Here is a 19,240-nt window from a genome sequence, read left to right as displayed (position 1 = left end):
GAAAAAGCCTTGTTTTTTCCGACAGGGTGCACCTGTTCGACGGGGAGTGTTCGCGGCGGTCGGCTTGACGCTTTGGATCTGTGTACAATGCTTCGCCTCGGAAGCGAAAGCCTCCCTCGTCGGCGTGGTGACGACAAGGGAGGCTGAAACGATGACGAGGCATGAGGGTCTGTGCAAAACGCGAGTTCAATAGGGCGAAAGAACATATCTCGCTGCGTCTTGGCGGACTTACGGTTGCATCATGCGTCGATTTTGGCGTATTTTGCGTTGCGCTCGATGAAGTCGCGGCGCGGTTCCACATCGTCGCCCATGAGCATGGAGAAGATGTGGTCGGCTTCGGCGGCGTTTTCGATAGTGACGAGTTTGAGCATGCGCGTTTCGGGATTCATGGTGGTTTCCCACAGCTGCGTGGGGTTCATCTCACCAAGACCCTTGTAGCGTTGTAGCGTAATGGAGTTTTCGCCCTTGCTGGGATCTCCGTATTTGTTGATGAACTCGTCTTTTTCGCGGTCGTTGTAACAGTATTCCTCCACTTTTCCCTTTTTGCAGCGATAGAGCGGCGGCATGGCGATGTAGAGGTGGTTTTCGCGAATGACTTGTGGGAAATATCTGTAAAAGAGCGTCATGATGAGCGTGGCGATGTGTTGTCCGTCGACGTCGGCGTCGGCCATGATCACGATCTTGTGGTAACGCAGTTTTTCGATGTTGGCTTCTTTGGAGTCCACCTCTCCGGATTCGCCTGCTTTTTGCACGCCGAATCGGATGCCGAGGGCTTGAATGATGTTGTTTACTTCATCGCTCTCGAAGGCTTTGTGCCACATGGCTTTTTCGACGTTCAAAATCTTACCGCGCAGCGGCAGAATGGCTTGTGTGGCGCGGCTGCGTCCTTGTTTGGCCGATCCGCCTGCGGAGTCACCCTCGACGAGGAAGAGTTCGCACTCTTCGGGCACTTTGCTTGAACAGTCGGCCAATTTTCCGGGCAGTCCGCCGCCGCTCATCGGGTTTTTGCGTTGAACGGTCTCGCGTGCTTTGCGTGCGGCAACGCGTGCGGTGGCGGCCAGAATGACCTTGTCTACGATGACCTTGGCCTCCTTGGGATGTTCTTCCAAGTAGTAGGTGAGGGCTTCTCCCACGGCTTGATTGACCGCACCCATGACTTCGCTGTTGCCCAGTTTGGTCTTGGTTTGTCCCTCAAACTGCGGTTCGGCCACTTTCACGCTGATCACGGCGGTGAGTCCTTCGCGGAAGTCTTCGCCGGTGATTTCGATTTTGGCCTTTTCGATTTGTTTTTGTGCCGTTTCTTCGGCATATTTCTTCAATACTCGCGTCACGGCGGCACGAAATCCTGCCAAGTGCGTGCCTCCTTCGATGGTGTTGATGTTGTTTACGTAGGAGTGGAGGTTTTCGCTGTAACTCGTGTTGTAGACGATGGCGACTTCGACGGGGATGCCCTCTTTTTCCGTGTTGATGTAGATCACGTCGGGTATGAGGGGTGTGCGCGTGGAGTCTTGATAGCGCACAAACTCCTGCAAACCTTGCTCCGAGTAGAAAGTTTCGGCGCGCGGATTGCCGTTGTCGTCAAGCTCGCGTTCATCAATGAGGCGAATGGTCAGTCCGGCGTTGAGGAAAGCCAATTCGCGCATGCGGTTGGCCAAGATGTCGTATTTGTATTCGGTGGTGGTGAAGATTTCCGGATCCGACCAAAACTGTTGGCGTGTTCCCCGCCGATCGGTTTCTCCGATGATTTTCACCGCATACACCGGCTTACCGGTTTCGTATTCCTGTTGATAGATTTTGCCGTCGCGAAAGACTTGCGACTTCATGCGACTCGAAAGGGCGTTTACGCACGATACGCCCACCCCGTGCAGTCCTCCGGAAACCTTGTAGGAACCTTTGTCGAACTTACCGCCGGCGTGTAGCACGGTCATCACGACTTGCAGGGCACTCACGCCCTCTTTCTCGTGGATGTCCACGGGAATGCCGCGGCCGTTGTCTTGAACGACGATGGAGTTGTCTTCGCAAATGGTGACTTCGATCTGTGTGCAGTAGCCGGCAAGGGCTTCGTCGATGGAGTTGTCGACGGTTTCGTAGACAAGGTGGTGAAGCCCCTTCTCGCTGATGTCGCCGATATACATGGCAGGGCGTTTGCGCACCGCTTCAAGGCCTTCGAGCACTTGAATGTTTGATGCGGAATAGCCTGCCGTGGGTTTTTGTATTTCTTCCATTTCTTAATGGGTGTAAGTATAACGGAGCAAAGTTAATGCTTTTTGGCGATATGGCCAATTTTTGGAAACAAAACCGCGCATTGGCCACTCTGTCGCGCATAACGCGCGGGCAAAGCGAAATAAATTCTCTTAATTCTCCTGCGACAAAGAAGAACTCAAAAAAAAATCGTACTTTTGTCGGCGTACCGAGGAGGGACTTTGTTTCTCCGAAGAGGGGGAAACACCGCCCGACACCAACGACAATTACACAACAATCATAGCATGAATTTTGTAGAAGAACTCAAATGGCGCGGAATGCTGCATCAGATGACGCCCGGAACGGATGAACTGTTTGAAAAAGAACAAGTGACGGCCTATGTGGGCATTGACCCCACTGCCGACTCGCTCCACATCGGACACCTTTGCGGAGTGATGATGCTCAGACATCTCCAACAAGCCGGACACAAACCGCTTGCCCTCATCGGAGGAGCCACCGGAATGATCGGAGACCCTTCGGGGAAAAGTGCCGAACGAAATTTGCTCAACGAAGAAACGCTCCGCCACAACGTGGCCTGCATCAAAGAGCAACTTGCCCGATTTCTCGATTTCGACGGCGAGGCCTCCAATGCGGCCGAATTGGTCAATAACTACGACTGGATGAAAAACTTCTCTTTTCTCGACTTTGCAAGGGAAATCGGAAAGTGTATCACCGTCAACTACATGATGGCCAAAGACAGTGTCAAACGAAGACTGAACGGAGAGTATTCCGAAGGCATGTCGTTCACGGAGTTTACCTATCAACTGCTGCAAGGCTACGACTTCCTGCACCTTTATCAGACCAAAAACTGCAAACTGCAAATGGGGGGGTCGGATCAGTGGGGCAACATTACGACCGGCACCGAACTGATTCGTCGCAAACTCGGATCGGAGAACGAAACCTATGCACTGACCTGTCCGTTGATCACGAAGTCGGACGGCAGAAAGTTCGGAAAGACCGAACAGGGCAACATCTGGCTCGATCGCAACCGCACCACACCCTACACCTTCTATCAGTTTTGGCTCAACGTGGCCGACGACGAAGCCGAACGTTACATCAAGATTTTCACCGGTTTGTCCAAAGAGGAAATCGACACACTCATCGAAGAGCATCGTCAAGACCCCGGACAGCGTTTGCTCCAAAAACGATTGGGCAAAGAGGTGACAATCATGGTACACGGCGAGGCCGACTACGAAATGGCGATCGAAGCCACCAACATTCTGTTTGGAAAAGCCACCAAAGAGAGCCTTCTCCGCTTGGACGAATCGACATTGTTGGCCGTGTTCGACGGTGTGGAGAAGTTTGAAGTGGCGCGCGATCAGGTCGTCGGCGCCAAAGCGGCGGATCTGTTGGCCGAAACCACCAAATGCTTCCCCTCCAAAGGAGAAATGCGCAAGATGACCCAAGGCGGCGGCGTGAGTTTGAACAAAGAGAAGCTCGCAGCTTTCGACCGGGTCATCACGGAGGCTGATTTGCTCGGAGGAAAATATCTGCTCGCTCAAAAGGGCAAGAAAAACTACTACCTCATCATCGTGCAATAAGGACGCGACACCGATTTTGAAAACGAGAACGACAGACTATTTTCACAAATCTCGACGTTGAAGGTCTGAGGCGATATAGGGATTTTGGCGTAAATGCTTATATCGTTCTCAGATATAACGAAAACGACACGGACGTGTAGAGGATTTTCTACATGTCCGTGTCGTTTTTTGTGTGCTGTCATTCGGAGGAGATAAACCCTGTTTCTCCCCAAAGCCGGCGTTATTGCCCCGAATTTGCGGACAAAAATTTTTGCCGGCCATTCCTCTTGTCTTTTTCCATAGCTGTCGAGCATGGAGCAAAGGGCAGCGCAACTCTCCGAGAGGTGCGAAAAACTACCTCTGAGGTAGGCATTTCTACCTCCAAGGCAGAAATATCTATCTGCCGACGGAGCGGAAAAAACGGAACTCCCTCGCGCGCACGCGCGCACTCCATGTCGTTTGTTTTTGCTTTCACTGCCTTCGCAAAATAGATCAAGGTGTTGAATATCAGTTTGTTTCGTGCGAAGGCAAGTGAAGGCAACATAAAATTTCCTTTCTCAATTCCTTGTAATACAGTTTGTTGGCGCGGAATTTTGCTTTCACCCCCTCGAAACAGCCCACTTTACGCACCGCCGTGGCGGAAGCAAGTGAAAGCAAACGAGTATTTTGCCTTCACCGAGAATTTTTGATTTTCAGACGATTACAAATTCTCTCGGAAGGTTGCCTTCACTTGCCTTCGCATGAAATGCGCTGAAAATCAGTCGCGTAGTCGTTTTTGCGAAGGCAAAACGGCAAAAAACAAAATTACGGGGTGGAAAAACGACAAAAAGGGCGGTTTCATCGGAGGTGTGGCAGAAGGCGGATGCGAATGCCGCGGAAGCCGCACCGCGAAGCGACCGATGGGGAGGGAGTGTTGCCCGAAACATCGGCAAGGCCGACATCATTCCAACACTTTGGCCGAGAGGATGCGTATGTCTTGGAGCGGCCGATCGTTGTCGTCGGTTTCCGCTTTTTGTATCTTCCCGATGACTTTCAGCCCCGAAACGATTTCGCCGAATACGGTGTATTGCCCGTCGAGATGCGGAGTGCCTCCCCGGTGCATGTAGTCGGGGGCCATGTCGGGGGTGATTGTGCCCTCCATGCCGGTGGCGGCATCTACGCGCGGCATGATGCCGGCCAGTTGTTGGGGCGTGTAGGTCTTTCCCCAAACGATGTAGAACTGCGTCGAGCTGCTGCGCCGTTCGGGATTGACGTCGTCCGGTTCGCGTGCGGCGGCCAATGCGCCGCGATAATGGTAGATGTAGGGCAGGGCGAGTTCGAGGGGGAGGGTGTAGGGCAATTCGCCTTCGCCCAAGACCTGTTCGGCGGTGGCCGTTTTGGAAGCAGGGTCGCCGGCTTGGATCATGAAGTTGCGAATGACGCGATGAAACAAAATGTCGGTGTAGAAACCCTCGCGCACAAGTTTCTCGAAATTGGCCGCGTGAACGGGTGTTTCTTTGAACAAAGCCACCGTGAACGTGCCGGCCGTCGTGACAAATTCTATGCGGACGCGATCGTCGCGCCGGGCGGTCATGGCGTTGGGGAGGAAGCACAAAGCAAGAAGCAGGGTGAGGAAAGCGCGAAACATGGGTGTGAATTTAACTTTTTGTGAAGGCCAAGGTGGCTTGTTGGTTGGTTTCGTTGGCCAAGAAACGGAGGGGTGTCTTGTCTTTGCGGCGCGCCGAACGACTGATAGAAAGAATCATGCCGAAATAGATGCCCGTAATGACGGTGGATGTTCCTCCTTTTGAAATGAGGGGAAGGGTTTGTCCGGTGACGGGGCCTATGCCCACCGTCACGAGCATGTTGAGCACGGCCTGAGAAACGAGCATGATGCCCAAGCCCATGACGAGGAATGCGGGGAAGTTGTTGCTACATCGGCTTGCGATGCGCCCTGTTCGCAAGAATAAGACAAGGTAGAGCACCACGACGAACAACACACCGCCAAAACCGAGTTCTTCGCCGATAATGGCAAAAATGAAGTCGGAATAGGCATGGGTGAGCCGATTGCGCTGCAACGAACGGCCGGGGCCGACACCCAGCCCGTTGGAACGCGCCAAGGCTATTCGCGCATTGACGACTTGGCGGTTTTTGTCGTTGATGACGAAATCTTTGGGGTTGGGAGTTTTGATAAAACTATCGTCGAATATACGGGAACGCCACGTGGGAATGCGCTGTGTCATTCGGCTGTCGTAGAAAGAATGCTTGGGGTCGGAGGGGAGGATTTTGAGCAGGGTGACGGCGAAGATGCCGAAGCCCAAAATGATGGCCGTCAGGATACCCATTTGTTTGAGCGGCACCCGACCGATAAACATCATGAAATAGACGATGAGAAAGAGCAGGGCGGCAGTTGAAAAATTTTGTGAAACAATCAGACCGCATATCAGAATGGTCATAGTCAGAATGATTTTGATGGCATTCTTGTCGGTACCGCCTTCGCGTTGTTTCTGTGACAATATCAGTGCCACGGTTGTCACGAGTGTTCCTTTTCCTATTTCGGAGGGTTGAAACGTGATGCCGAAAATCGAAATCCAGCGTGCGCCACTGTTCAGATTAGCCCCGGCAAACAACACATAGAACAACAGCAGCAAGGAAATGGGGAGAAAGAAAATGGGGATCAGCTTGAAAAAACGGCACGGTATGTTGTGGATGACATAGGCGGCTATTCCGGCGATCACCAAATAAATGAAATGACGAAAAAAGGGAGACCAAAAGTTGCCCTCCTTTTGAGCCAAATAGCTGCCGGCACTGAATACCTCGATCAATGAAATGGCGATCAAGAACAGAAAAATAGCCCAGACGACGAGGTCGCCATGAAAAACGCGAGACTTCATACGTGTGAAAAAATAATGAGGAAACAACGAGAGTAGCAAATGGCTGTTGATGACCCGAAGCCGTCAGAAACAGTCGGAAAGGAGATGTACGAGGTGCTTGAATTGCTCGCCGCGATCTTCCATGTTCTTAAACAAATCGAACGACGCACAACAAGGAGAAAGCAACACCGTGTCGCCCGGTTGTGCCAAGTGCTTGCAGGCTGCCACGCAGTCGGCCATGGAATGGGTGTCGGCCGTGAATATGCCGGACTTGGCGGTGAGCCGGTCGAATGCTTCGTGAAGTTTGGAGTTGTCGGCACCGAGATAGACCAATGCTCGACATTTGCGACGTATCAGATCGTGAAGCACCGAGTAGTCGTTGCCTTTGTCTTTTCCGCCGATGATGAGCACGACGGGGGTGGTTTGTGCTTCGAGCGCAACGAAACAGGCATCGACATTGGTGGCTTTGGAGTCGTTGATGTAGTGTACGCCGCAATGTGTGCCTACTTTTTCGAGTCGATGCTCCACACCGGGAAAGTCGCTCAGACATTGACGCAGGACGGAGGCGTCTACGCCGGCGGAAAGAGTGGCCATGGCTGCGGCAAGGCAGTTGCGCAGATTGTGTCGGCCGGGAAGCGACAGTTCGGACAAGGGCATCGAAAACTCGCGCGGTGTCTTGACGCTGAGCATCGCTCCGGCGGCAAACCCGTAGCTGTCCGCTCCCGCTTCTCCCTCTCCGTATGCACATGCTCCTGCGGTCGGCGCATCGGTGAAGGGGCAGAGCTGTGAAAGCGGGGAGAGGCGTTCGAGTTCGCGAGAGATGTATTCGTCTTCCTTCCAATAAATGAAGACGTCGTCTGCCCGCTGATTGCGCAAAATCCGCATTTTCGAATCAACGTAGTTTTGCATGACAAAGCCGTAGCGATCGAGATGATCGGGGGTGATGTTGAGCAAGACGGCAATGTCGGCTCGAAAGTCGTACATGTTGTCGAGCTGAAAAGACGACAATTCCAACACGAACCAGTCGGGCATGCCGTTTTGTTCGGCTTCGGCCACTTGAAGCGCAAAAGACCGGCCGATATTTCCGGCAAGGGCGACGTTGAAACCGGCGGTTTTCAGAATGTAGTAAATCAGTGAGGTGACGGTTGTCTTGCCGTTCGAGCCCGTGATGCAGAGCATGCGGGAGGAGGTGTATCGGGCGGCAAATTCGATGTCGGAAAGTATGGGGGTGCCCTTCGTGCGTAGTTTGGAAACGAGAGGGGCATCGTCGGGAATGCCGGGGCTTTTCACTATTTCATCGGCATCCAAAATTTGCTCCTCGCTGTGTTTCCCCTCTTCCCAAGCCAACCCTTCTGCGTCGAGCATGGCTTTGTAGTGGGGGAGTATCGTTCCCATGTCGGAAACAAAAACATCATAGCCTTTTCGGCCGGCTAATATGGCAGCACCGACGCCGCTTTCAGCTGCGCCGAGAACAACGAGTTTCATGGGGTGATTATCTGATTTTGAGGGTGATGATAGTGAATGCGGCCAACAAAATGGTCGTGATCCAAAAACGAATGGTGATTTTGGACTCGTGGAGCGGATGACGCGGCCAGCGGCGAATGAGATATTCGGACGTCGGGTCGAGCTGACTGTCGAGGCGTCGGAAGGCATCGTGAATGGGGGTGCTCTTGAAGACACGGATGCGGCGACCTTTTCGCTTGTAGAACTTGAAAACCTGTGTCTGAATGATCACACTCACGCTTTCAAAAAGGAAAATGCCGCAGAGAATGGGAATCAGCAGTTCTTTGTGAATGATGATGGCCAGCACGCCGATGATGCCGCCGATGGCCAGAGAGCCGGTGTCGCCCATAAAAACTTGGGCGGGATAGGCGTTATACCAAAGGAAGCCGATCAGTGCACCAATCATGGCACAGATGAAAATCACCAGTTCCTGAGAACCGGGCACGAACATGATGTTGAGATAGGAGGCATATTCGATGTGGCTCGACACATAGGCCAAAATGCCCAACGCCACACAAATAAAAGCACTGTTGCCTGCCGCCATGCCGTCCATGCCGTCGTTGAGATTGGCGCCGTTGGAAACGGCCGTGGTGACGATGATGACCATTAGCACAAACACCACCCAACCTGCGGTTTGTTTGTGCTTGCCCATGAAGCCGACAAGATCGGCATAGTCCAAGTTGTTGTTTTTGAAAAACGGAATGGTGGTCTTGGTGCTTTTGACGGCTTCGCTTTTGTGAACGATTTCGATGTTGTCGCCGACACGTGCCCGTTCCACATTTTCGCGAATGACGGCATCGGGACTGAAATAGAGTGTCAGCCCTACGATCAACCCCATAATGACCTGCCCCAAAATCTTCCATTTTCCGGCCAGTCCTTCTTTGTTTTTCTTGAAAATTTTGATGTAGTCGTCCAAAAAGCCGATGAGCGCAAACCACACCGTCGTGACGATCATCAAAATCATATAAATGTTTCTCAAACGACCCAGCAAAATACTCGGCACCAGTATAGCGACAATGATGATGATGCCGCCCATGGAGGGAACGCCTTTCTTTTCGATGCCGAAAGGATCAATGGCAATGTCGCGTGCGGTTTCGCCGATGTTTCGCCGTTTCATCCATTTGATGAAATATTCTCCGAACCACATGGAAATGACCAAACCCATCATCAGCGCAAGCAGAGAACGGAAAGAGATGTAGCTCCACATGGCCGAACCGGGGATGCCGAATTGTTCGAGAGCACGAAAGAGATAATAGAGCATGATGAATAAAGAGGTTGAAAAAAACTGTTGTCGCCCTACGAATGTACGAAGAGCACTTCACAAACAGAAAAAGCGATGAATTGATGAATGGAAAAGCCGGAAATGACAGCCTTTCTTGTTAAGAATGAGAGCTGTCGGACTGAGGAAGACCGAAAGCGGCACGTATTTCCTCGTGGTCATCGAAATGATGTTTCACTCCTTTGATTTCCTGATAAGGTTCGTGTCCTTTTCCGGCAACGAGAATGACGTCTCCCGGTTCGGCCATTATGGCTGCACAGCGAATGGCTTCACGACGATCGGCGATGGCAAGTACGTGAGGGCGTTGGTGTTCGTCAAGCCCTGCGAGCATGTCGTCGATAATGGCTTGCGGCTCTTCAAAACGGGGGTTGTCGCTGGTGATGATGACGCGATCGGAGCGTTTTGCCGCTTCGCGAGCCATGAGAGGGCGTTTCCCTTTGTCGCGATTGCCTCCTGCGCCACAAACGGTGATGATGCGCCCTCGTCCGTTGAGCACTTCCTCAATGGCTGTCAATACATTTTCCAAAGCATCGGGGGTGTGGGCGTAGTCGATGACGGCACTCACACCTTTGGGAGAGCGGATGGTTTCGAAACGGCCATTGACGGGACGCAATGTGGAAAGTACGCGCAATATCTCATCGGGATTTTCTCCCAAACAAACGGCCGCTCCGTAAACACCCAATAGGTTGCTTACGTTGAAACGTCCCACAAATGGCACGCTGACCTCTCGCCCATCCATATCGAGAAGCATTCCTTCGATGCTCTCTTCGATGATGCGTCCCCGAAAATCGGCCATGCTTCTTGTGGAATAGGTCTTGACGGACGCTGCACAATTTTGCACCATGATTTTTCCGTTGCGATCATCGGCATTGGTAATGGCAAAAGCTGATTTTTCCAAATGGTCAAAAAACAGCTTTTTGGCATCTCTATAGTTTTCAAATGTTCCGTGATAATCGAGGTGGTCGCGTGTGAGATTGGTGAAGACTCCTCCGGCAAACGACAATCCGGCGATGCGGCGTTGTTGAATGGCATGAGATGAGCATTCCATGAAGGCATATTCGCATCCGGCTTCGACCATTTGGGCCAATAGAGCGTTCAGACTGACAGGGTCGGGAGTGGTGTGGGTGGCTTCAACGATGCGACTGTCGATGTAATTGCACACGGTGGAGAGCAAACCGACTTTGTGCCCCAAACCGTGAAAAAGTCCATAGAGCACAGTGGCAATGGTGGTTTTGCCGTTCGTCCCCGTGACGCCCACAAGTTTCAGTTTGCTCGACGGGTTTCCGTAAAAGGTTGTGGCTGCCACTCCCAAGGCTTCTTCCGTGTTTTCAAGTCTGACGAAGGTCACGTTTTCGGGCGTGTCGGAAGGAATTGGTTCGGACAGAAAAACGGCCGTTGCACCATTTTCTATGGCTTTGCCGATGTAGGCATGTCCGTCGGTTTGAGTGCCTTTCACGGCAACAAACAGGTGTTCGGCTTCGACAAGGCGGGAATCCATGTTTACGCCTTTGATGAGAATTTCCAAACTTCCCCGAACTTCTACGGGTACGAGTGATTGGAGGAGGTTTTGCAAACGCATACGAATAGATTGTTTACAAGGTTTAGGGCTTTTTATCGGATGATTTCTCCGTATGGACACGTTGAGTTTCGGTGGAAAGAGGTGTTGTTTTTTGAAAAGAAGATGAGGGCGTTTTTTCCGACTTTCGAGTCGTGTCTTTTTGTGCGGAGTCGATGTGAGGCGTGGGCGGAACGGACGAATCGGCCGGCTTCTCCGGTTTGTCTTCCGGCGACAAGGTCAGCTTTATGGTCATTTTTTTTCTCAGCGGAGTGCCGGGACTTACGCTTTGCTGCACCACGCGCCCCATGCCTTGGGCTTTCACTTTTAATCCCAAGCGTTCCAAACGATACACCGCATCGCGCAAACCATATCCCAAAACAGACGGTACGCCGACAATGGGGCGTTCGGGGGTCAGGGAGATGTGAGATTTTCCACCGGCATTATAGCCCCATGCCATATTCGCACGGTCGTCATGCCTTGTCGAGGGCGACAGCTCCAACGCATCCAATACGCGATGCAATGCCGACAGGTTTCCCGGATGTATGTGGGGAAGGTCTTTTTTTCTGTCCGTGCTGTCGATCGCGGCGGCATAGTTGGTGTTGAGTTGCCGTGCAATGACGGCTTCTGCGACTTTTTTGAAAATCGGTCCGCAATGTCCGCCGCCGTAAGCCGGATATTCTTTTTCGATACAGACGATCATCGAATAGCGCGGTTTGTTGGCGGGAAAGTAACCGGCGAAGCTCACCAAATAGCGAGAGGTCAGTCTGCCCCTTTCCCATATTTGTGCCGTTCCCGTCTTCCCGGCGATGCTGAAATATTTGGAATAGGCCGCTGCTCCCGTTCCGGTGTTTTTTCCCACGACGCCTTCGAGGCAGATTTGTATGTTGCGCAACACTTCGGGTTTGCACATTTGTTCGCGGAGTACTTTTGTGGGAAACTCCTCGACCACTTCGTCTCCTCGTCGAATGGCACTGACGAAACGCGGACAGACGAGCTTTCCGCCGTTGGCTACACCATTATAAAATGTCAGTGTCGAGATCGGCGGAATTTGAGTTTCATAGCCCACGCTCATCCATGGCAGGGTGGTGCGATACCAGCGCGAGGGGTCTTCCCTGCGAAATCGTATGCGCGGCTTTTTGTATCCCGGAATGGGGATGTGGAGATCTTCGGCGATCCCGATGCGATAAAGCCCTTCCACAAATCGGTCGGGGTTTGAGGCATAGGCTCTGTCGATCAACGCACTGACTCCGACATTTGAAGATTTTTTGATCATTTCGGGCACGGACAGCATACCGTCGCCTCCCTTTCGCCAGTTGGCGTCGCGCATTTTTCGGCCATACATCTCTCTCACCCCGGATCCGGTGTCGAAGGTGGTCTTCATGGTGATCTTTCCGTCGTCCATGGCCACCATGAAAGACATGGGCTTGACCACCGAACCCGGTTCCATGAGGTTGGTCACGGCGCGCGGTTCGATTTCGGCGTATTTCCGATTTTTCAGTCGGCTGATGGAGGATATGGCTTTGATGTCGCCGCTTTTCACTTCCATGAGGATGCACATTCCGGCGAGGGCGTCCAGTTTGCGGAGATGATCTCTCAACACATTCTCCACAATGTCTTGTGTTTCCACGTCGAGTGTGGTCACGAGGTCGCAACCGTCTTCCGGCAGTGTGTCGATGATCTGTACGGGAAGACCGCCCACTCTTTCGCGATGATACACGCCGGGTCGGCCTGTCAGTATGGAATCGTATGCCAATTCCAAACCGCTGAATGCCATGTCTTTGCTGGGGTGAAATTTCCCGATGGTGCGATTGGCCAAATCTCCGAAAGGTCGTTTCCGACGATGAAACTCCTCTTGGTAAAAACCGCCAATGTTGCGTCCGAGTCGCAGAAGAGGTAGTTTTTTTAATTCGGTGAGCTGTATGTAGCTCACGCGGCGGGAGTGGAGTTTTATGTTGTGCCGTCGGGCTTTTCTGCCTTCAAGCAGGTTTTTTCGCAGTTTTTCCGTGTTGAGTTCGGGAATGACGGCCTTCATGCCATCGACGATGCTGTCGATGCAGTTGTAGAGTATGGAATCTCTGCGGTGTTGGTCTTTGACGCGGCGTGCCGAGTCCGGCTCCCAACTCATCGGGTCGAGAAACAAAAGATATTCCGGTAGCGAGGTGGCCAATACTCGTCCGTCTGCGGCAAGGATGTCGCCGCGTTTGGCCGGCATGATTTTTCTGTTGCTCTCGTAGCGGTCGTTGACGATTTCCCAATATTCGTGTTCCCCGATCATGATATATCCGACTCGTGCGAGTATGATGATAAACACGACCACGAAAATGCCGCCCAGTATTCCGTAGCGCGGCATGATTTTTTCGGTCAAAAAATTGGGGGATGTTTTTTTCATATTCGTTTGTCGGCGACAATATCTTTATGACACGCCATGCGTTGGTCAATCCTATTTGTCCGTTTTTGTTTCGTTTCGGTCGGATTGCTGCGGTGCGGAACGGTTATTTTTCGGAAAACAATTCGTCGTCCTCTTCCACCGGCAGATGATAGGAACTTTGGGTCGGTGTGTGGAGTGTTGAGTCTTTCAGCATCTTTTCCACTTTTGACCTCAGCGTGTGTTCACACAGCTCGCTTTCTCTGATCAAAGCTTTGTATTTCCTGTCTTCAAGCTCTTCGGTAAGTCGGTTGTTTTCTACGATTTCCCTATCCGTTTCATATCCCAAGGCGATGTAGAAGATGATAAGGCTGACGAGGATCGCAAGAAACCCCCAATTATGACGGATGAAGCTGACCAGTCCGATGCCCCCGATAATCTCTTTCAGCATTTTTAGCGAAAAGGGGGAGTCTTCATATTTCAGATACTCCCTCAGCAGACTGTTCTTTTGGAAGATGCTTTTTGTTGCTGTCGCCTCGTCTTCGTCGTCTGTTTGTTCCGAAGAATTTTGTGATGTCGAAGGGCGGCGTGGGGGAGGGGCTACGGCATTGCTGTCGGGAGCATCGGCTGCTACGACGATAGCCTCCTCGCCATTCGATTTCGTGGCGGGAGTTTCCGGATGTGGAAGATTGATGTCAAGCTCTAATTCTTTCATGAGATCCGCAATAATGGAGTGCCCAATGCTTGAAACTCTGTCGTAGGAGAGGGAAACGGTTTGTTTCCGATGTCTGTGGAGTTATAGTTTTTTCGCGATGCGGAGCTTTGCGCTCCGACTTCTGGGATTGTTTTCTTGTTCTTGTGGTGAAGGCACGATGACCTTGTTGCTTATGGGGCGGATGGGGGTCAGAAAGTTGCCGAAGAAGTCTTGTTCCGCTTTCCCCTCGATGTTTCCCGATTTCATGAAATTTTTGACCATTCGGTCTTCGAGGCTGTGATAGGTCAGAATGGCCAGTCGGCCGCCGGGTTTGAGCACGCGGAGTGCTCCGTGCAACATTTCTTCGAGGGCTTCCATTTCCCGATTTACTTCTATGCGCAAGGCTTGAAAGGCTTTTGCCATATCTTTTTTCTCACGCTCTCGCGGCAACAGGGGCTTGATAGTTTCCAACAAGTCGGAGATGGCGACAAAAGGTTTTGAAGCTCTTGCTTTTACAATGGCATTGGCCATTTTTCGGCCGTTTTTCAATTCTCCGTAGATGTTGAAGATTTTACTCAGTTCCTCCTCCGCATATTCGTTGAGCACTTGTGCGGCGGTTTGTCCTCCGCGGCCGTTCATGCGCATGTCGAGAGGAGCGTCGAAGCGAAAAGAAAAACCTCTCTCTTCCGCATCGAAATGGTGGCTCGACACGCCGAGATCGGCCATGATGCCGTTCACTCCTTCTTCTTCGCCGTAGTAGCGCATCCAGCGCGACAGGTATCTGAAATTGCTGCGCACGAAAGTGAGGCGTTGCTCGTCTTTCGGCACATTTTTCTCGGCATCGGCGTCTTGGTCGAAAGCATACAGATGTCCCTCTTCGTTGAGTCGGGAGAGGATCTCTTTGCTGTGTCCTCCTCCTCCGAAAGTGGCGTCGATATAAATTCCGTCGGGAATAATGTCGAGCGCATCGACGGTTTCGCCAAGGAGCACCGGCACGTGATAAGTGGGACAAATCGTAGGCATGAGCGGCTTCGTTTTTTTGGTGACAGCAAAGGTAGCAAAAAAACTTTACATCTTCCGTTTGCTTTCGGTATTATTTTTTCAAGTCTTTACAAATACATTCAAAAAAGCATTGCATTGTTTTAATTTTCAGTGCTGTAAACCTTCCTCTTTTTCATTCCGACGAACGGCCTCGAATGAGGCTTTTTTCGCCAAATTCGATGGGGCGGCGAGGGGTGTTTTGCGCAGACTCGCGGAACTGCCTTTTCTGTCGCGCCTTGCCGGTTTCGAAATGAAAAACGAACACAAAGATTTCTCTCGATGAGCAAGAAAGGTTGGGTTCCGTGTTTTTTTCGTATCTTCGCGGCATGGAAATTTATATCAATTCGATAGCGACGATGGGCGTTGCCGCACAAGAGTTTCTGGCGGCGGTAAATCTTGCTTCATCTCATCGTCGGGTGTTTGCTTTTTATGGAAAAATGGGAGCCGGAAAGACCACTTTCATCAAAGCTCTTTGCGAAGCCTTAGAGGTGGACGATGTGGTCAATTCGCCCACTTTTGCCATTGTAAACGAGTATCACAGCGGGGTGCTCGACTGTCCGATATACCATTTTGACTTCTACCGCATCAAAAATCTCTCGGAGGCCGTTGATATAGGGACGGACGACTATTTCTATTCCGGTAACCCCTGTTTCATCGAATGGCCGGAGTTGGTGGAGGATATTCTGCCCGAAGACGCCGTGCGGGTGGACATCGAAGAATTGTCCGACGGCCGCCGCGTGCTTCGCCTGCCGATCAATGCCGATCGATGATGTTGTCGAGTTGTTGCGACATGAAAATTCAACTATATTATCTGCTTATGAACAGAATGCTATTTGCCGCCCTTGTCTGTTGGGGGGCTTTGACTTCGGCTTTTTCGATGAGCCGGACAGAGGGCTACACCCCTCCCGCGGAAGTGGTCGTGCCCAATATGAAGGATCTTCGTCCGGAAGACAAGCCCTATTTGAAAAGCATCACCCTCACGGGGCATCTTACGACCACCGGAAACAGCGATTTCAGACAGCTTCGAGACCTTTCGTTTCAAGTGGAACGTGTCGATCTCCGGCGAGCTGTTTGTTCGGCCATTCCCGACAATGCTTTTCACTCCCGTCCCTATTTGCGTAGCGTGATACTGCCCCAAGGAGTGACCAAAATCGGCAGTCAGGCCTTTTTCGGCTGTCGGCGCTTGGAGCGCATCGTCATTCCCACCTCGGTCGAAGAAATCGGCGAGGGGGCTTTCAACGGTTGCACGCTGTTGCGCGAAGTGGTTTTTGAAGGAGCACCTCCGCGCAAAATCGGAAAATTCGCGTTCAACGGCGTTCCCGTTTCCTCCCTCGAATCTTTGTCTGACAACGGACTGCTCGCCGATGAGGCTGCCATTATACCGATACCGGCTGTCGTGGAGCACGGAAAGGGCTCGCCTCTCCTGACGACCGCCATTGGTCGCATCGTCGCCGCGCCGGCACTCCACAACGAAGCGGCACACGCTCGGCGCATCTTGAAAGAGCGTGCAGGATTGGAATTGCTCAAAGGACGTGCCGAAATTCGACTCGAACTCGACACCACCCTGCGGGGAGATGAGGCCTACACCCTCAATGTCGATCGCCGGGGGGTGTGCATCAAAGGGCGCACGGCGGCCGGCGTTTTCTATGGATTGATGACGTTTGAACAGCTGCTCGTTTCTCACCCCCGGCGTTTGCAACCGATTTACGTGGCCGACGCTCCGCGCACGAAAATCCGTGAATTTATGGTCGATCCCTGCCGCACGTTCATTCCGTTTGAGGAGTTGAAGCGATTCGTGGTCGAAATGGCACGCTATAAGATGAATGCCCTCCACCTTCATCTTGTGGACGATCAGGCTTGGCGCATCGAAATCAAGAAATATCCCCGATTGCTGGCATTGAGCAGTACACGTCCGTCCATGGACGATATGCTGTACAGCAGTCCCGGTTTCTACACCCAAGACGAGATGAAGGAGTTGGTGGCCTTTGCCGCCAAATATCATGTAATGGTCATTCCCGAAATCGAGATGCCCGGCCACGAAGTGGCAGCCATTCACGCCTATCCTCAACTCACTCCCGGTGCCAAACGCGTGCCCGTTCGCACCACCTGCGGCGTGTCGAACGAACTGCTCAATCCTGCCTCAGAGTTTACTTATGAATTCCTGTTCAACGTCTTCGACGAACTTGCAGAGGTCTTTCCCGCCCCCTATGTGCATCTCGGCGGCGACGAAGCCGGCATACCGCCGCTCGATTGCTGGACGAACGACTCCTCGTGTGTCGCGCTCAAAAAACGCCTCGGCATCAAGACCGAGGACGGCAGCGAAAACTGGCGTTTGCAAAAATACATGTTCGACCGCGTCATCGCTCATTTGAGAGACAAACTCGGAAAGACGCCCATGTTTTGGTATGAAACGGATTTCAAAGAAATACAGCCCGGCTGCGTCGTCTTTGCTTGGCGACACGGACTGACCAACGCCGCCATCGATGCCGCCATTCGCAATAAGGCCAAAATCATGCTTTGTCCCGGCGAACATTGCTATCTCGACTACCCCATGCAGCGCGGCGATATGCCCGAGGTAAATTGGGGCATGCCTGTCACCACCCTCAAAGCCTCCTATGATTTGGAACCGTCGTGGGGGCGCGATGCCGATTTTGAACAAAACAACCTCTATGGAGTGGCCGGCACGTTGTGGAGCGAGTGTATCAACACGCCCGAGCGCATCTACTACCAAGCCTATCCGCGCGGTCTGGCCTTGGCGGAAGCCGGTTGGTCGTTGCGCACCCGGCGTAACTACGACGACTTCCTGCGTCGCCTGAAAATCATTCAAAACGACATGATGCGTCGCGGCATTTCCGTTTCATTGCAATATTGAAGCCGCTCTGCCCCGCCTCTCGTTCGTTCGGCGCGAAAAGCCCCTTGTAGGCATCTTGTGGTGCTTCCGTTCCCAAAATCGGTTTCTTTTACCCCGTGGGAAGCATGGCCAATTCTCCGTATGCCCATGAAAGATGAACCGAAAGAACGCCGGGGCAGCACCGAATTTTAACGCGTTTCGGTCGCATGGAACGACGATGATAAAAAAGAGAAAAACAAACGAAGGGAATACCAAACTCCGCACCCTCCGACAACAACGTTTGTTTGTGAAAAGCAACCGCAGTCAAAGAGCTTCCGGCACTTTGATTGCGGTTGTTTTCATTGAACTCAAAGAGTGACGGCGATCAACATGAAAAAGATGTTTTTTCGACCATTCCTCATCAAACGTGGTTTTTAGGGGGAGAAATGGCTCGCTACACGGCTTCCCCAATGCTCATCTTGCCAAAACGTCGAAAAACATACATTCTTTCTTTTACGTCGTTGAATTTCAGTGATATACGAGTGTAGGTAGGTGGCTTGATATCATACACGGAAAGAAGGTAAGTCGATGAAACACAGACAAAAATGAATGTAGACAGTTTTTCCAAAAACCTACACTACCTACATGGGCGATTGCGCACATCTGCACGCCTTTCCGATGCAATGTGTAGATAATGACAACGAATGTAGTTTATTTTCCGTGTTGTCTACATTCGCAACAGGTTATATATCTGCGATTTAACCGGTATAGTGTAGACAATGTAGATAAAAAGAAGAAAAACTCCCTGTATAGGCGGAAAGTTGCTTCTTTTACCCCAAATGGCCTCACCTCCTCTTAGTCTTCTCCCAATATCCTTTAATGCTTTGGAACGCATCTTACCCAAGGAGTAGTGCAAACGGAGTAACGAGTAGAAAAATCTATCTCTGACCTAAATACCACAACCTCCCACTTGTTCCTCTTTCGAGACTTATACTTTCGATATGGTCTGAAAGGCCTTTTTCATGTATGGGTGTCCTTTGCCAATAAGCATAGACTGCCATATTTCGACAGACACCTTCGTCGTTCTCCTCGGTGAGTTTCTCCTCGGTCTTGTCGTGCATCAAAATAATCCTGAGCATATACACAATTTGCAAAAATCTTTATCGGGCATCTATAAATCTTTACCGAACAACGATAAAAGAGAAGAAAAACGACTCGGTCTGTATTTTCAAAATCGAAGTGCAACACGCCAGAAATCTCCGCCGCTTGTACTTTCAAAATCGAAGTGCAACAAATAGTTTTGTTTTTCATGGGTCTAATCTATGAAAAACACCGTGGGTTTGCCTCGCGGCCGGGG

Annotated in this window: 12 protein-coding genes; 3 read left to right on the top strand and 9 right to left on the bottom strand. The window is 51.6% G+C overall.

The window, feature by feature from the left end; translation table 11 throughout:
• Positions 1-239 precede the first annotated feature (239 nt).
• Positions 240-2,225, bottom strand: coding sequence for a DNA topoisomerase (ATP-hydrolyzing) subunit B (gyrB, locus tag EII14_RS07290; protein ID WP_124931881.1), 1,986 nt, complete (start codon positions 2,223-2,225; stop codon positions 240-242).
• A gap of 261 nt (positions 2,226-2,486) precedes the next feature.
• On the opposite strand from gyrB, the gene tyrS reads away from it, so the two are divergent.
• Positions 2,487-3,782 carry a tyrosine--tRNA ligase gene (gene tyrS / locus EII14_RS07285; RefSeq protein WP_124931880.1) on the top strand — a complete coding sequence of 432 codons (1,296 nt, stop codon included), beginning with the start codon at positions 2,487-2,489 and terminating at the stop codon, positions 3,780-3,782.
• Positions 3,783-4,701: 919 nt separating this feature from the next.
• On the opposite strand, the gene EII14_RS07280 is transcribed toward tyrS, so the two are convergent.
• The 8 genes from EII14_RS07280 to rsmH all read right to left on the bottom strand — a co-directional run bounded on the left by EII14_RS07280 (position 4,702) and on the right by rsmH (position 15,035).
• Positions 4,702-5,388 carry a peptidylprolyl isomerase gene (locus EII14_RS07280; protein WP_124931879.1) on the bottom strand — a complete coding sequence of 229 codons (687 nt, stop codon included), beginning with the start codon at positions 5,386-5,388 and terminating at the stop codon, positions 4,702-4,704.
• A 10-nt stretch (positions 5,389-5,398) separates the two neighbouring features.
• Positions 5,399-6,634, bottom strand: a complete 1,236-nt coding sequence (locus EII14_RS07275; RefSeq protein WP_124931878.1) for an FtsW/RodA/SpoVE family cell cycle protein — start codon at positions 6,632-6,634, stop codon at positions 5,399-5,401.
• Positions 6,635-6,697: 63 nt separating this feature from the next.
• On the bottom strand, positions 6,698-8,098 hold the full coding sequence (murD, locus tag EII14_RS07270) for a UDP-N-acetylmuramoyl-L-alanine--D-glutamate ligase (protein WP_124931877.1): 1,401 nt from the start codon (positions 8,096-8,098) through the stop codon (positions 6,698-6,700).
• A 7-nt stretch (positions 8,099-8,105) separates the two neighbouring features.
• Positions 8,106-9,377 carry a phospho-N-acetylmuramoyl-pentapeptide-transferase gene (locus tag EII14_RS07265; protein WP_124931876.1) on the bottom strand — a complete coding sequence of 424 codons (1,272 nt, stop codon included), beginning with the start codon at positions 9,375-9,377 and terminating at the stop codon, positions 8,106-8,108.
• 118 nt (positions 9,378-9,495) lie between these two features.
• Entirely contained in the window at positions 9,496-10,974 is a 1,479-nt protein-coding gene (locus EII14_RS07260) for a UDP-N-acetylmuramoyl-L-alanyl-D-glutamate--2,6-diaminopimelate ligase (protein ID WP_124931875.1), read from the bottom strand.
• Positions 10,975-10,996: 22 nt separating this feature from the next.
• Positions 10,997-13,342, bottom strand: a complete 2,346-nt coding sequence (locus EII14_RS07255; protein ID WP_124931874.1) for a penicillin-binding transpeptidase domain-containing protein — start codon at positions 13,340-13,342, stop codon at positions 10,997-10,999.
• A 103-nt stretch (positions 13,343-13,445) separates the two neighbouring features.
• Positions 13,446-14,033: an FtsL-like putative cell division protein gene (locus EII14_RS07250; protein ID WP_124931873.1), complete on the bottom strand. Its 588-nt coding sequence runs from the start codon at positions 14,031-14,033 to the stop codon at positions 13,446-13,448.
• Between the two features lie 81 nt (positions 14,034-14,114).
• Entirely contained in the window at positions 14,115-15,035 is a 921-nt protein-coding gene (rsmH, locus tag EII14_RS07245) for a 16S rRNA (cytosine(1402)-N(4))-methyltransferase RsmH (RefSeq protein WP_124931872.1), read from the bottom strand.
• Positions 15,036-15,379: 344 nt separating this feature from the next.
• Here rsmH and tsaE point away from each other — a divergent pair, with 344 nt between their 5' ends.
• Both tsaE and EII14_RS07235 read left to right on the top strand, forming a co-directional pair.
• Positions 15,380-15,823, top strand: coding sequence for a tRNA (adenosine(37)-N6)-threonylcarbamoyltransferase complex ATPase subunit type 1 TsaE (gene tsaE / locus EII14_RS07240; RefSeq protein WP_124931871.1), 444 nt, complete (start codon positions 15,380-15,382; stop codon positions 15,821-15,823).
• 20 nt (positions 15,824-15,843) lie between these two features.
• Positions 15,844-17,925 carry a family 20 glycosylhydrolase gene (locus EII14_RS07235; RefSeq protein ID WP_233569407.1) on the top strand — a complete coding sequence of 694 codons (2,082 nt, stop codon included), beginning with the start codon at positions 15,844-15,846 and terminating at the stop codon, positions 17,923-17,925.
• Positions 17,926-19,240 lie beyond the last annotated feature (1,315 nt).

This window comes from Alloprevotella sp. OH1205_COT-284, from assembly GCF_003859795.1.
Lineage (GTDB): Bacteria > Bacteroidota > Bacteroidia > Bacteroidales > Bacteroidaceae > Alloprevotella.
Note: the sequence above shows the minus strand (reverse complement) of the source record. Positions and strands in the feature narration are given on the sequence as shown.